This is a genomic window from Pseudoxanthobacter sp. M-2 (assembly GCF_046156265.1).
Taxonomy (GTDB): domain Bacteria; phylum Pseudomonadota; class Alphaproteobacteria; order Rhizobiales; family Segnochrobactraceae; genus CAMDHY01.
Genome location: NZ_JAWDIR010000022.1, coordinates 382,853 through 395,627, shown reverse-complemented (window position 1 = coordinate 395,627; position 12,775 = coordinate 382,853). Strand labels below are relative to the sequence as shown.

The 12,775-nt window shown below is 71.7% G+C and carries 12 protein-coding genes and 1 riboswitch; of the genes, 11 read left to right on the top strand and 1 reads right to left on the bottom strand.

What is annotated here, in order from left to right; translation table 11 throughout:
* Window positions 1-25 precede the first annotated feature (25 nt).
* The gene (locus tag RUR49_RS13495) at window positions 26-1,069 is read left to right on the top strand and encodes a PDR/VanB family oxidoreductase (protein WP_409146898.1); all 1,044 of its coding nucleotides are present in this window, start codon (window positions 26-28) and stop codon (window positions 1,067-1,069) included.
* A gap of 7 nt (window positions 1,070-1,076) precedes the next feature.
* Here the strand turns inward: RUR49_RS13495 and RUR49_RS13490 are convergent, their stop codons facing one another.
* Window positions 1,077-1,553 carry a MarR family winged helix-turn-helix transcriptional regulator gene (locus RUR49_RS13490; RefSeq protein ID WP_409146897.1) on the bottom strand — a complete coding sequence of 159 codons (477 nt, stop codon included), beginning with the start codon at window positions 1,551-1,553 and terminating at the stop codon, window positions 1,077-1,079.
* Between the two features lie 168 nt (window positions 1,554-1,721).
* Here RUR49_RS13490 and RUR49_RS13485 point away from each other — a divergent pair, with 168 nt between their 5' ends.
* The 10 genes from RUR49_RS13485 to RUR49_RS13440 all read left to right on the top strand — a co-directional run bounded on the left by RUR49_RS13485 (window position 1,722) and on the right by RUR49_RS13440 (window position 12,724).
* Window positions 1,722-2,822, top strand: a complete 1,101-nt coding sequence (locus tag RUR49_RS13485) for a cupin domain-containing protein (RefSeq protein WP_409146896.1) — start codon at window positions 1,722-1,724, stop codon at window positions 2,820-2,822.
* A 16-nt stretch (window positions 2,823-2,838) separates the two neighbouring features.
* Entirely contained in the window at window positions 2,839-3,627 is a 789-nt protein-coding gene (locus tag RUR49_RS13480; protein WP_409146895.1) for a maleylpyruvate isomerase family mycothiol-dependent enzyme, read from the top strand.
* Window positions 3,628-3,637: 10 nt separating this feature from the next.
* Complete coding sequence (locus tag RUR49_RS13475) at window positions 3,638-4,330, top strand: fumarylacetoacetate hydrolase family protein (protein WP_409146894.1); 693 nt, start codon at window positions 3,638-3,640, stop codon at window positions 4,328-4,330.
* Entirely contained in the window at window positions 4,327-4,974 is a 648-nt protein-coding gene (gene maiA, locus RUR49_RS13470; protein ID WP_409146893.1) for a maleylacetoacetate isomerase, read from the top strand. Before RUR49_RS13475 ends, maiA begins: the two co-directional genes overlap by 4 nt.
* A 142-nt stretch (window positions 4,975-5,116) precedes the next feature.
* Window positions 5,117-5,227, top strand: a riboswitch (TPP riboswitch).
* A 112-nt stretch (window positions 5,228-5,339) separates the two neighbouring features.
* Complete coding sequence (thiB, locus tag RUR49_RS13465; protein WP_409146892.1) at window positions 5,340-6,404, top strand: thiamine ABC transporter substrate binding subunit; 1,065 nt, start codon at window positions 5,340-5,342, stop codon at window positions 6,402-6,404.
* 7 nt (window positions 6,405-6,411) lie between these two features.
* Window positions 6,412-8,010 carry an ABC transporter permease subunit gene (locus RUR49_RS13460; protein WP_409146891.1) on the top strand — a complete coding sequence of 533 codons (1,599 nt, stop codon included), beginning with the start codon at window positions 6,412-6,414 and terminating at the stop codon, window positions 8,008-8,010.
* Window positions 7,994-8,644: a thiamine ABC transporter ATP-binding protein gene (gene thiQ / locus RUR49_RS13455; RefSeq protein WP_409146890.1), complete on the top strand. Its 651-nt coding sequence runs from the start codon at window positions 7,994-7,996 to the stop codon at window positions 8,642-8,644. The genes RUR49_RS13460 and thiQ overlap by 17 nt, the downstream gene beginning before the upstream one ends.
* Before the next feature lie 186 nt (window positions 8,645-8,830).
* Window positions 8,831-9,580 carry a sulfite exporter TauE/SafE family protein gene (locus tag RUR49_RS13450; RefSeq protein ID WP_409146889.1) on the top strand — a complete coding sequence of 250 codons (750 nt, stop codon included), beginning with the start codon at window positions 8,831-8,833 and terminating at the stop codon, window positions 9,578-9,580.
* Between the two features lie 143 nt (window positions 9,581-9,723).
* Window positions 9,724-10,896 carry a 4-hydroxybenzoate 3-monooxygenase gene (pobA, locus tag RUR49_RS13445; RefSeq protein ID WP_409147142.1) on the top strand — a complete coding sequence of 391 codons (1,173 nt, stop codon included), beginning with the start codon at window positions 9,724-9,726 and terminating at the stop codon, window positions 10,894-10,896.
* 226 nt (window positions 10,897-11,122) lie between these two features.
* Complete coding sequence (locus RUR49_RS13440) at window positions 11,123-12,724, top strand: alkaline phosphatase D family protein (protein WP_409146888.1); 1,602 nt, start codon at window positions 11,123-11,125, stop codon at window positions 12,722-12,724.
* Window positions 12,725-12,775: the final 51 nt, after the last annotated feature.

Genomic DNA, 12,775 nt, shown 5'->3' with positions numbered 1-12,775 from the left:
CCCCGCCGCAGCGGAGACCCATCCGATGACGACCATGCCCGCGGTCGCGCAGGCCGCCACACCCGTCGCCGCGCCTGCCGGCGACCGCCTGACGGTGCGCGTGCGCGCGCTGCACGACGAGACGGCCGAGATCCGCCGCTTCGTTCTCGAAAGCGCCGACGGCGCGCTGTTGCCGCCCGCGACGCCCGGCAGCCATGTCGACGTTCACCTGCGCGGCGCGGCGACCGTGACGGCCGGCGCGGCACCGGCGGCGTCGATCATGCGGCAGTATTCGCTCTGCAACGGCCCCGACGATCGCGACGTCTACGTCCTCGCGGTGAAGCGAGAGCCGCACTCGCGTGGCGGCTCGGCGGCGATGCACCGCCTCGCCGTCGGTGACCGGCTGGAGATCGGCCGGCCGCGCAACAACTTTCCCCTCGCGGCCGGGGCGGCGCACCATCTGCTGCTCGCCGGCGGCATCGGCGTGACGCCGCTGCTGGCGATGGCCCGCCATCTCGCTGGCGACGGTGGCGCGTTCGCGCTCCACCATTTCGTGCGCGGGCCGGAGCACGCCGCCTTCGGCGACCTGTTCGCCGGCGCGCTGGCGCCGCGGGCGCACGTGCACGCGGGCCTCGACGCGGTGGCGACGCAGGCCCGGCTCGCCGCCCTCGTCGCCGATCGCGGCGACGGAGCCCACCTCTACGTCTGCGGTCCGGAGCTGTTCATGGCGGCCGCGATCGGCGCAGCCCTGGCGAACGGGTGGCCCGACGCGGGCATCCACCGCGAGTATTTCGGCGCCGCACCGACGGTGGGGGCCGGCGCGGGCTTCGAGGTCGTGCTGGCGGCGAGCGGCGGCGTCAGCGTCCGCGTCGCCGCGGACGAGACCATCGTCGCGGCGCTGGCGCGCATCGGGGTGGTGGTCGAGGTCTCCTGCGAGCAGGGCATCTGTGGAACCTGTCTCACCCGCGTGATCGAGGGGGTGCCCGACCACCGCGACGTCTTCCTGACCGAGGCTGAACAGAGGGCCGGCGACCGGATGTGCCTCTGCGTCTCGCGCGCGGCTTCGAACCGCCTCGTGATCGATCGCTAGCGGCCGGTCAGTCGGCGTCTTTCGACGCGGCGGCGCGCAGCGGGGCGCGGCTGCGCTCGTTCACCGCGTCCGTCGCCTTCGTCAGCAGCGCGATGAGGACACGGCGCTCGTCCGCGTCGAGGCCGGACAGGATGCTCTCCTGGGCACGGGCGACGGCGGGCAGGACATCCTCGAGCGCCCGATGGCCGGCGGGCGTCAGGCGCAGTTCCCGGGCCCGCCGGTCGCGCCCGGCGACATGGCGGGCGACGTAGCCCTTCTGCACGAGACGATCGACGACGCCGCCGATGGTGCTGCGGTCGTAGGCGATGAGGCCGGCGAGAGTCGCCTGGTCGACGCCCGGTTGCGCCGCCACCATCGACAGGGCGGCGAACTGCACCGGCGTCAGCTCGAGCCCGACGCCGGCCACCTCCTCCAGGAAGATCGCCACTGCGATCTGCTGGAATCGGCGGACGAGGTAGCCCGGCATGGCGTGAATGTCGGTCATCGCTCCCGCGCCCCGCTGCTGCGCTGCACCCCCGTCCGCATAGCACCATCACCCCCCATTCGCTACATTGACGGGTATACTCATCATAGGCATACTTACCAATAATCACCGGCAAATTTCACCCGGCGCGTACGACGCCGGGGAGCCGGCGTGACGAGGGAGGACGCGATGTCGGTCGCCGTGACGATGGCCCCAGCCGCCCCCACTGCGGAGGAGGAGGCGCAACTCGCCCGGCTCTATGCCGACTTCGAGCGTCACCATTTGATGCCGCTGTGGACCCAGACCAACGACCTGATGCCGCTGACGCCGAAGCCGAAGGCGGTGCCGCACGTCTGGGCGTGGAAGGACCTCTATCCGCTGGCGCAGCGCTCGGGCGAGCTGGTGCCGGTCGGGCGTGGCGGGGAGCGCCGTGCCATCGGCCTCGCCAATCCGGGGCTCGGCGGCCATGCCTATGTCAGCCCGACGCTGTGGGCGGCGATCCAGTATCTCGGCCCGCGCGAGACCGCGCCGGAGCATCGCCACTCGCAGAACGCCTTCCGCTTCGTCGTCGAGGGCGAGGGCGTGTGGACGGTCGTCAACGGCGACCCGGTGCGGATGAGCCGCGGCGACTTCCTGCTCACCCCCGGCTGGAACTTCCACGGCCACCACAATGTCACTGACCATCCGATGGCGTGGATCGACGGCCTCGACATCCCGTTCGCCCAGCAGATGGACGTCGGCTTCTTCGAGTTCGGCTCGGAACGCGTCACCGACGCCGCGACGCCGGCGTTCTCGCGCGGCGAGCGGCTGTGGTGCCATCCGGGCCTCAGGCCGCTCTCGGGGCTGCGCGACACCGTCTCCTCGCCGATCGGCGCCTACCGCTGGGAGGTCACCGACCGGGCGTTGACCGAGCAGCTCCTCCTCGAGGAGGAGGGCCAGCCGGCCACTGTCGCGCCGGGCCACGCGGCGGTCCGCTACGTCAACCCGACCACCGGTGGCGACGTCATGCCGACCATCCGCGCCGAGTTCCACCGCCTGCGCCCCGGCACGGTGACGCAGACGCGCCGCGAGGTGGGCTCGTCTGTTTTCCAGGTCTTCGAGGGACGCGGCGTGGTGACGCTCGACGGTGGCGAGACGTCGTTAGAGACGGGCGACCTGTTCGTGGTGCCGTCCTGGTGCGCCTGGTCGCTGGCCGCCGAAGGATCGTTCGACCTCTTCCGCTTCTCCGACGCGCCGATCATGGAGCGGCTGAGCTTCGCCCGCACACAGGTCGAGGGTGGCGACCGCTGAGGCGGGGAGGCCGGAGATGGATCCCCTCGAAGCGGCCCGTGCCGCTCTGCGCGTCCGGCAGGGCGCCGGCGCGCGCCATGACGCACCCGAAGCGCCGGCCGAGGCCTTGCTCTGGGCGCGGCTCGGCACGGCCTGCGTCGCCCGGCTTTTGAACGAGCTGCCGGACGCGGCGCTGTACGCGCCGAGTGCTGTGCCCGGCTGGACGAGGGCGCACGTCGTCGCCCGCCTCGGCTATCAGGCGCGGGCGCTCGCCTGTCTGGCGGAGGGTGCGGCGAGCGGTGCCATGCAGCCGATGCACGCCTCGGAGGAGGCCCGCAGGGTGGAGATCGAGAACGGCGCCTCGCTGCCGGCGCGGGCGCTGCGCCACCTCGTCAGTCACGCGGCCGCCCATCTCGACGTCGAATGGCGCGATCTCTCCGGCCCCGCCTGGGACGCCCCCCTGACGCTGCCGGACGGGTCCGTGATCGCCACCCGCGACACGCCCTGGCTTCGCGCCCGCGCGCTCTGGCTCGGCGCCGTCGATCTCGACGCCGGGGGCTCGCTGCGCGACGCGCCGGAGGGCTTCCTCGACCGTCTCCTCGCCGAGGCGGCGGCGACCTGGCAGGGTCCCGACCGCACGCTCATTGCCACCGATCGCGCGTCCCCAATCCGCCTCGGCGCCGGCGGCTCCGCCATCCGCGGCCGTGCCGCCGACCTCGCCCGCTGGATCACCGGGCGAGGTCCGCCGGCCGGACCGGCGGCACCAGGCCTTTCGCACGAGGAACCGCTGCCCGGCGTGGCGGTCGACCCGACATCCGAGCTCTGAAGGAGCGTTCATGTCCCGACATCTGTTCCCGCCTCTGCAGTATCCGACGGTGCCGGCCGGTTCGGCGCACTATCCGGTCCACCGGATCTTCTGCGTCGGGCGCAACTACGCAGAGCACGCCGCCGAGATGGGCGTCGAGGTCGATCGCGAGGCGCCGTTCTACTTCCTGAAGGATGCGCAGGCGCTCGTGCAGAGCGGCGCCACGATCGCCTATCCGCCGGGCACCGGGAACTTCCACTACGAGATGGAGCTCGTGCTGGCGATCGGGGCGCCCGTCTTCCGGGCTTCGCCGGAGGCGGCGACCGCCGCCATCTGGGGCTACGGCTGCGGCCTCGACATGACCCGGCGCGACCTGCAGCTCGCCGCCCGCGCCAAGCAGCGCCCGTGGGATCTCGGCAAGAACGTCGAGCAGTCCGCGGTGATCTCATCGCTGGTGCCGGCGGCCGAGGTCGGCACCATCGGGCCGCAGCGCATCTGGCTCAGCGTCAACGGCGTCGTGAAGCAGGACGCCCACCTGTCCGACCTCGTGTGGTCGACGGTCGAGCTCGTCGCCCACCTGTCGCGCTTCTACCACCTGGCGCCGGGCGACCTGATCTATACCGGTACGCCGGCAGGGGTCGGCGCCGTCGTAGCTGGCGATGTCATCCACGGGGGCATCGACGGCCTGCCGCCGATCGAGCTGAGGGTAGGACCGGCCGAATGATCTTCCACGGCTATTTCCGTTCGTCCGCCGCCTGGCGGTGCCGCATTGCGTTCAATCTCAAGGGCGTGGCGATCGAGGACCATCGCTTCGTCCACCTGCGGCGGGTCGAGCAGCGTGCGCCGGACTATCTGGCGCTCAGTCCGCAAGGCCTGGTGCCGGCGCTCGAGCTCGATGACGGCACCACCCTCATCCAGTCGCTGGCGATCATCGAGTGGCTGGAGGAGACGCACCCGGCGCCGCCGCTGCTTCCCGCCGATCCCGAGCACCGGGCGCTGGTCAGAGGATTCGCCCAGGTCATCGCCTGCGACATCCATCCGCTGCAGAACCTGCGGGTGCTGAAATATCTGCGTGAGGAGCTCGGCCAGACACAGGCCGGGCTCGATGCCTGGTGTGCGCGTTGGCTCGGCGACGGGCTCGCCGCCTGCGAGGCGCTCGTCGTGCGGAGCGGCGGCGACGGGCGGTTCTGCTTCGGCGACAGGCCGGGCCTCGCCGACGTCTGCCTGGTGCCGCAAATGGCCTCGGCCGACCGCTTCGGCGTCGACACCTCGGCCATGCCGCGGCTGCGGGCGGTGGCCGCCGCCTGTGCCGAGATCCCCGCCTTCGCCGACGCCGCTCCGGCGCGCCAGCCGGACGCCGAGCCCTGAGGCCGTGGCACCGGGAGCGCTCGAACCTCCCGTCGCTGCCCTTCGCGCTTGCGAGCCTTCACCGTTCGCGGACCCCGCGTCGGTCTCCATCCGGACGTCGGTCCCACCCTTGCGGCCCACCCCCTTCGTCGTCTAACGTCCCACTCGTCTCACGGGGTGCCCGTTCCCACGGGCTGAGAGGCGGCTTCAAGCCGTAAACCCGTCGAACCTGATCCGGGTCGTGCCGGCGGAGGGATCGAGATGACGGCCTTTGCGCCTTCAATCGAATGCTACCCCCTTGCTCGTTCTCAGTCCGACGGCGCTCGCCCGCGCCGCTGGATGGCCGCGTCCCGGTTTCCCGCTCCCCGCGCACCGGATGCCGCTCTATGAACCAGCCCGACAAGAACCAGCCGGACCGCTCCCGCACGCCCAGCCTTCGCCGCTCGGTCGCGACCGCCCTCACCGCCGCGCTCGCCCTCGGTGCCTTCGCGGCCGGCCCGGCGGCGGCCCAGGACAAGCCCGTCCTCACCGTCTACACCTATGACGGCTTCCCCTCGAAATATGGCCCCGGCGGCACCATCAAGGAGCGCTTCGAGGCGGAGTGCGACTGCACCCTCGAGTGGGTCACGGCCGACGACGGCGGCACGCTGCTCGCCCGCCTGAAGCTCGAGGGCGACGCCACCCAGGCCGACGTCGTGCTCGGCCTCGACACCAACCTGATGGGCGAGGCGGAGGCGAGCGGGATGTTCGCCCCGCACGGCATCACGCCGACCGGCCTCACCATCCCGGTCGAGTGGACGAGCGAGACCTTCCTGCCCTTCGACTGGGGCTGGTTCGCCTTCGTCTACAACGAAAAGAAGCTTCCCAACCCGCCGAAGAGCCTCGCCGAGCTCGTCGACGGCGAGGGCGGTCCGACGCTGCTCATCCAGGACCCGCGCACCTCCACTCCCGGCCTCGGGCTGCTGCTCTGGCTGCAGGAGGTCTATGGCGACAAGTCCGGCGAGGCGTGGGCGAAGCTGAAGCCGAAGATCGTCACCGTGACGAAGGGCTGGTCGGAAGCCTACGGCATGTTCATCGAGGGCGAGGCCGACATGGTGCTGAGCTACCAGAGCTCGCCCGCCTACCACGTCATCGCCGAGAACCAGGAAGGCTTCCACGCGGCGATCTTCCCCGAGGGCCACTACGTGCAGATCGAGGTCGCCGGCATCACCAAGGCGACCGACGATCCCGAACTTGCGAAGAAATTCATGGCCTTCATGATCTCCGACGGCTTCCAGTCGGCGATCCCGACCGGCAACTGGATGTATCCGGCGGCGCTGCCGGAGAGCGAACTGCCGCCGGCGTTTGCGGCGCTGCCGAAGCCGGGGAAGAGCTTCCTGCTCGATCCGAAGGTGGTGCAGGAGAACCGCCGCGCCTGGATCGACGCGTGGCTCGCCGCCTACGGCAACTGACCTCCCGGTGAGAGCCCTTACGCTCGCGCCGTCGGCGCTCGCCGGCGGCGCGGCGCTCGCCCTCGTCGGCGGCGTCGTCGCGATCGCCGCGGTCGGCCTCGTTTCGGCCGCCGGCACCCTGCCGGCGGTGCCGTGGGCCTATGTGCGCGGCATCCTCGCCTTCACCGTGCTGCAGGCGACGCTTTCGACGGCGATCTCGCTCATCCTCGGCGCTAGCCTCGCGCTGGCGCTCGCTCGCCGGCCGGCGTTTCCCTGTCGCGGTGCCGTGCTGGCGCTGCTCGACCTCGCCTTTGTGCTGCCGCCGGTGGTGGTGATCTTCGGCGTCGTCGCCGTCTACGGCAATGCCGGCTACGTCCGCGAGATCAGCGACGCCATCGGCCTTTCCACCGGCCGCTGGCTCTACGGCCTGCCGGGCATCCTCATCGCCCACGCCGTCTTCAACGCGCCGTTCTGCGCCCGCGTCTTCCTCGCGGCGCTGGAGGCGGTGCCCGGTGAGCACTTCCGCCTTGCCGAGCAGCTCGGCATGAAGCCCGGCGCGATCTTCCGGCTGATCGACCGGCCGATCCTGCTTCGCGAGGCGCCCGGCGCCGGCGGCCTCGTCTTCCTGCTCTGCTTCACGAGCTTCCCGATCGTTCTGGCCCTCGGCGGCGGCCCCGGCGCGGCGACGCTCGAGGTCGCGATCTACGAGGCGATCATGTCGGAGGCCGATTTCGGCCGCGCGGCGGTGCTGGCGAGCGTTCAGATCCTCTGCTGCCTGGCGCTGATCGGCGTCGCCGCGGCGCTCGAGCGGCGGCCGGCGGAAGGCGGGGAGGGCGGCTGGCGGCAGCCGCGGCCGGACCGCGCCGCCGCCCTGCCGCGCGCGATCGACACCCTCGCCGGCCTCGCCGGTCTCGCCGTCGTCGCGGTGCCGGTTGCCGCCGTCGCCATCTCCGGCGTGCCGGCGCTGCCGCGGCTCCTCGATCGCGAGGTGCTCGACGCCGCCGTGACGAGCGCCGTCATCGCGCTGCCGGCGGCCGTGCTCGCCTCGGCGCTGGCGCTGTCGCTCGCCGCCTTCTCCCGCCACCTGAAGCTCGACCGCGCCGCGCCGCGCTGGGCCATGCTGCCGCGCCTCGCCGCCTTCGCCATCCTGCTAGTGCCGCCGATCGCGCTCGCCGCCGGCCTGTTCGTCGCAGCCCGCGCCGTCACCAACCCGTTCGCGCTGGGTGCGCCGCTGATCGTGCTCGTCAACGGCCTGATCGCGCTGCCCTTCGTGCTGCGACGGGTGGAGCCGCCGCTGATGCTCGCCGGCGAACGCTGGGGGCGGCTTGCCGACGGCCTCGGCATCGGCGGCCTCGCGCGCCTTCGCATCGTCGACGCGCCGCTGCTGCGGGCGCCGCTCGCGGCGGGCTTCGCCACCGCGCTGGCGCTCTCCTTCGGCGATCTCGGCGTCGCCGCCTTCTTCGGCTCCGGCCGGCTCGTCACGCTGCCGGTGCTGCTCTACCAGCGCCTCGGCAGCTACCGCCTGGACGAGGCGGCCGCCATCGCGCTTCTCATCGGCGTCGTCACGTTCGCCGCCTTCCTGCTCGCCCGCCGGCTCGGCGGAGGTCCCGATGCTGATCGTCTCTGAACTTGCGGTCGAGATGGCGGGTTTCTCCGCCCGCTACGACCTCACCGTGCCGCGCGGCGCGCTCTGCGCCGTCGTCGGCCCCTCCGGCGGCGGCAAGACGACGCTCTTGCACGCCATCGCCGGCTTCGTTCGCCCCGCCTCCGGCACGCTCACCTTCGACGGCCGCGATCTCCTGCCCCTCGGGCCGGCCGAGCGGCCGCTGACGCTGGTCTTCCAGGAGCACAACCTCTTCCCGCACCTCACCGCCGCCGACAATGTCGGCCTCGGTATCCATCCAGGCCTGCGGCTGACGGCCCCCGACCGGGCGCGCGTCGATGCTGGCCTCGCCCGCGTCGGCCTCGAAGGCCTCGGCCCACGTCGGCCGAACCAGCTCTCCGGCGGCCAGCGCCAGCGCGTCGCGCTCGCCCGCGCGCTGGTGCGCGACCGGCCGCTGCTGCTGCTGGACGAGCCGTTCTCCGCCCTTGACCAGGACCTCCGCCGCGAGATGATCGCGCTGGTCGACGACGTCCGCCGCGAACGCGGTCTCACCGTCGTCATGTCGATCCACACGCCGGAGGACGCCGCCGCGGTCGCCGACATGATCGTCGAGGTGCGCGACGGCCGCGTCGACAGCCTCGCGCCGCCGCGCTCCTGAGGGGGCGGGCGCCGGCGACTGTGACGCCGGAGGCCGTGTCGCCGCCCCGTCTTGTCGACACGCGCGGCGAGGCGTAGACAGGGTTCCGCTGCCGTGTACGACCGCGCCGATGCGCCGCCGGTAGCCCCGCCCTCCGCGGCACGCCGGCCGAGCGCCGCTGCCCGCCCCCGACCGGACCTTTCCGCCTTGCTCGAACCGACCACGCTCGCCATCGTCACCGTCGGCCTCGGGCTCGGCGGCATCGTCAAGGGCGTCACCGGCATGGGCCTGCCGCTGATCGGCGTGACGCTGCTCGCCACCTTCATCGGCGTGCCGCACGCCATCGCCATCCTGGTGGTGCCGACCCTCGTCACGAACGCCTGGCAGCTGTGGTCCTACCGGCACGCCTGCGAGCGCGGGCAGATGCGCTTCCTCGTGCCGATGCTCGGCCTCGGCGCCATCGGCATCGGCTTCGGCACCTGGCTGCTGGTCGAGATCGACGAGACGCTCTTGTCGCTCGGCCTCGCCTTCATGCTGCTCGCCTACGTGGCACTGCGCCTGACGAGCCCGAACTTCCGCATCGCGCCGGGCCTCGGCCTCATGCTGTCGGCCCCCGTCGGCTTCGCCGCCGGCGTGCTGCAGGGGGCGACCGGCATCTCGGCGCCGATCGGCGTCACCTTCATCCACGCCATGCGCTTCGCGCGGGCCGCGCACGTCTTCGCCGTCTCGGCGATGTTCATGGTGTTCGCCGTCTCCCAGGTGCCGGCGCTGACGGTCGCCGGCGTGCTGACGCCGCAGCGCTGGCTGGAGAGCGCCTTCGCGCTCCTGCCGGTGGCGCTGTTCATGCCGGTCGGCACCTGGATCGGCCGCCGCGTCGACCACGCCACCTTCGACAAGGCGATCCTCCTGCTTCTGACCGTCACCGCGCTGAAGATGATCATCGACGCGATCTGGTGACCGGCGGCCCGGACGTCCGGGCGCTCGAAAAGTCCAAGTCTGCGCCGGCTTCGTGCATGGCGACGCCCGTTCCCTTGCGCCACAGTCGCCTCGATGGTGACCCCGACGGGTCGCGTGTCGGGAGGCAAAAATCCATGCGCAAGCTGCGCACCCAGGTCGGCATCGTCGGCGCCGGTCCCGCCGGCCTCGTGCTCGGCGAGCTGCTCGCCCGCGCCGGCATCGAGGCGGTGATCGTCGAGCGCCACGATCGCCCCTACATCGAGGAGCGCATCCGCGCCGGCGTCATCGAGCATTGGGCGGCAGCCCTCCTCGACGAGCTCGGCCTCGGCGCCCGCCTGCGCCGCGAGGGCCTCGCCCACCACGGCATCGAGCTGCGCTTCGCCGGCCGCGGCCACCGCATCGACTTCCCCTCGCTCACCGGCGGCAAGGAGGTCGTCGTCTACGGCCAGCACGAGGTGGTGAAGGACGTCGTTGCCGCCCGCCTCGCCGCCGACCGGCCGCTGCTCTTCGAGGTGTCGGACACCCGGGTCGAGGGGATCGAGACCGATCGTCCGGTGATCCGCTTCGTCCACGAGGGCGAGGAGGTGGAGCTTTCCTGCGACTTCATCACCGGCTGCGACGGCTTCCACGGCATCTGCCGGCCCGCGATCCCCGCCGGCGTGCTGACAGCCTACGACCGCGTCTACCCGTTCGGCTGGCTCGGCATCCTCGCCGAGGCGCCGCCGTCGAGCGAGGAACTGATCTACGCCTGGAGCGAACGCGGATTTGCCCTCGCCTCGATGCGCTCGCCGACGATCACCCGCCTCTACGTGCAGTGCCCGCCCGACGACGATGTCGCCGCGTGGTCCGACGACCGCATCTGGGACGAACTGCACCGCCGGCTCGCGGCGCCGGGCTTCTCGCTGACCGAGGGGCCGGTGCTGCAGAAGTCGATCACCGCCATGCGCTCCTTCGTCGTCGAGCCGATGCGGCACGGGCGGCTGTTCCTCGCCGGCGACGCCGCCCACATCGTGCCGCCGACCGGGGCGAAGGGCATGAACCTCGCGCTCGCCGACGTGCTGGTGCTGTCGCGGGCGCTCGAGGCCTTCTACCAGGACGGCGGCACCGCCGGCCTCGACACTTATTCCGACACCTGCCTGCGGCGAATCTGGAAGGCACAGCGGTTCTCTTGGTGGATGACGTCGATGCTGCATCTGTTCGAGGACGACAGCGCCTTCGACCGCCGACGCCAGCTCGCCGAGCTCGACTACGTCACTTCGTCGACCGCCGCCGCCACCGCGCTTGCCGAGAACTATGTCGGGCTGCCGTTCGACTGAGCGCCCGCCGCGACGGCCCTACTGTCAAGAAGCTGTGATCGAACGGTTCTAGGGTTCGCTTGTCCCCGAGGCGCCCGCCGATTCGGTGGCGGTCCCGCCCCAGGCCCGCCGCCGCACGAAGACCCACCCTCCGTACCGACCCCGCCCGCCGGTCCGCCGCGACCCGCGGCCCGGGATGCGTGCGCCGCGGTGACAGCGGTCGCCTCCGCAACCCGCGGAGCCCTGCATGACCCGCCTCATCCTCGACCGCCCGCTCGACCGCCGCCGCCTGCTCGACATCTCCTGGAAGGCGTCCGCCGGCGCCATCGCGCTGTCGCTGATCCCCGGCGACGACCTCTTCGCCGCGCCCTCGCTCGGCACCAATCCGTTCACGCTCGGCGTCGCATCGGGCGACCCGACGCCGGACGGCATCGTGCTGTGGACACGCCTCGCCCCCGATCCCCTCGTCGGCGGCGGCATGCCCGCCCGCGGCGTCGGCGTCCGTTGGCGGATCGCTACCGATGCGGCCATGACCAACGTCGTGCAGGAGGGCAAGGCCTCGGCGCTGCCCGAGCTCGCCCATTCCGTCCACGTGGAGGTCACCGGCCTCCGGCCGCGCCGGCACTACTGGTACCAGTTCTCCTACGGCGCCGAGGAGGAGAGCCCGATCGGCCACTTCCGCACCGCGCCGGCGGCGACCGATCTCGTCGACGAGCTGCGCTTCGCGGCGATCACCTGCCAGAAGTGGGAGGAGGGCTACTACACGGTGCTGCGCGACGTCGCCGCCCAGAAGCTCGACGCCGTCTTCCACCTCGGCGACTACCTCTACGAGTACAGCCCGCTCGAGAACGTTCGCGGCGTCGTCCTCGACCCCGCCCGCTTCACCGGCGAGACGGTGACGCTCGCCCGCTACCGCGACCAGTACGCCCTCTACAAGATGGACGCCGACCTGCAGGCGGCTCACCACGCCCATCCGTTCGTCGTCATCTGGGACGATCACGAGGTGCAGAACGACTATTCCGGCCGCCACCCGGAATACAACCAGACGTCGCCGCAGGAGTTCGTCGTCCGCCGCGCCGCGGGCTACCAGGCCTTCTACGAGCACATGCCGATCCGCGCCAAGCCGCAGGTCGACAAGAACAACCACCTGCGCATCTACCGCAGCCTGCGCTATGGCCGCTCGGCCGAGTTCATCATGCTCGACGACCGCCAGTACCGCTCCGACAACCCCTGCGGCGATGGCGAATCCGCCCGCTGCGAGGGCGCCTTCGACCCGAAGGTGACGATGCTCGGCGCCGGCCAGGAGGCGTGGCTGCAGAAGACGCTCGCCAAATCCGACGCCGAGTGGACGTTCATCGCCCAGCAGCTCCTCGTCGCCGAGCTCGAGCACGACTCGAGCCCGACCGTCGACCGCTTCTGGAACGACGCCTGGGACGGCTATCCCGGCGCCCGCGACCGCCTGCTCGGCACCATCGTCGACACCAAGGTGCGCAACCCGGTGATCCTCACCGGTGACTGGCACTCGACCTTCGTCAACGACATCAAGCGCGACTTCTCGAAGGACTACTCGAAGCTCGTCGCCACCGAGTTCGTCACGCCGGCGATCACCAGCGGCGGCGACGGCACGCCGTATGGGCCCTACTACGCGCCGATGATCCCGAACAACCAGCACATCCGCTACTATGACGGCGATCGTCGCGGCTACTTCCTGATGAAGCTCGGCCGTGACCGTCTCGATGCGGAGTTGCGGATGGTGACGAAGGTCGAGACGCCGGACGGCACGCCCTACAAGGCGGCCCGCTTCGTCGTCGAGAACGGCCGCCCCGGCGCCTACGTCGAGCGCATCTGACAGGTCGTTTCAGCAGCCGGAACGGCGATCGGGGGCAGCTCGCACTGCCCC

Coding starts and splice junctions, on each gene's coding strand:
- RUR49_RS13495 (WP_409146898.1), top strand. CDS start 26: ATGACGACCATGCCCGCGGTCGCGCAGGCCGCCACACCCGTCGCCGCG.
- RUR49_RS13490 (WP_409146897.1), bottom strand. CDS start 1,553: ATGACCGACATTCACGCCATGCCGGGCTACCTCGTCCGCCGATTCCAG.
- RUR49_RS13485 (WP_409146896.1), top strand. CDS start 1,722: ATGTCGGTCGCCGTGACGATGGCCCCAGCCGCCCCCACTGCGGAGGAG.
- RUR49_RS13480 (WP_409146895.1), top strand. CDS start 2,839: ATGGATCCCCTCGAAGCGGCCCGTGCCGCTCTGCGCGTCCGGCAGGGC.
- RUR49_RS13475 (WP_409146894.1), top strand. CDS start 3,638: ATGTCCCGACATCTGTTCCCGCCTCTGCAGTATCCGACGGTGCCGGCC.
- maiA (WP_409146893.1), top strand. CDS start 4,327: ATGATCTTCCACGGCTATTTCCGTTCGTCCGCCGCCTGGCGGTGCCGC.
- thiB (WP_409146892.1), top strand. CDS start 5,340: ATGAACCAGCCCGACAAGAACCAGCCGGACCGCTCCCGCACGCCCAGC.
- thiQ (WP_409146890.1), top strand. CDS start 7,994: ATGCTGATCGTCTCTGAACTTGCGGTCGAGATGGCGGGTTTCTCCGCC.
- RUR49_RS13440 (WP_409146888.1), top strand. CDS start 11,123: ATGACCCGCCTCATCCTCGACCGCCCGCTCGACCGCCGCCGCCTGCTC.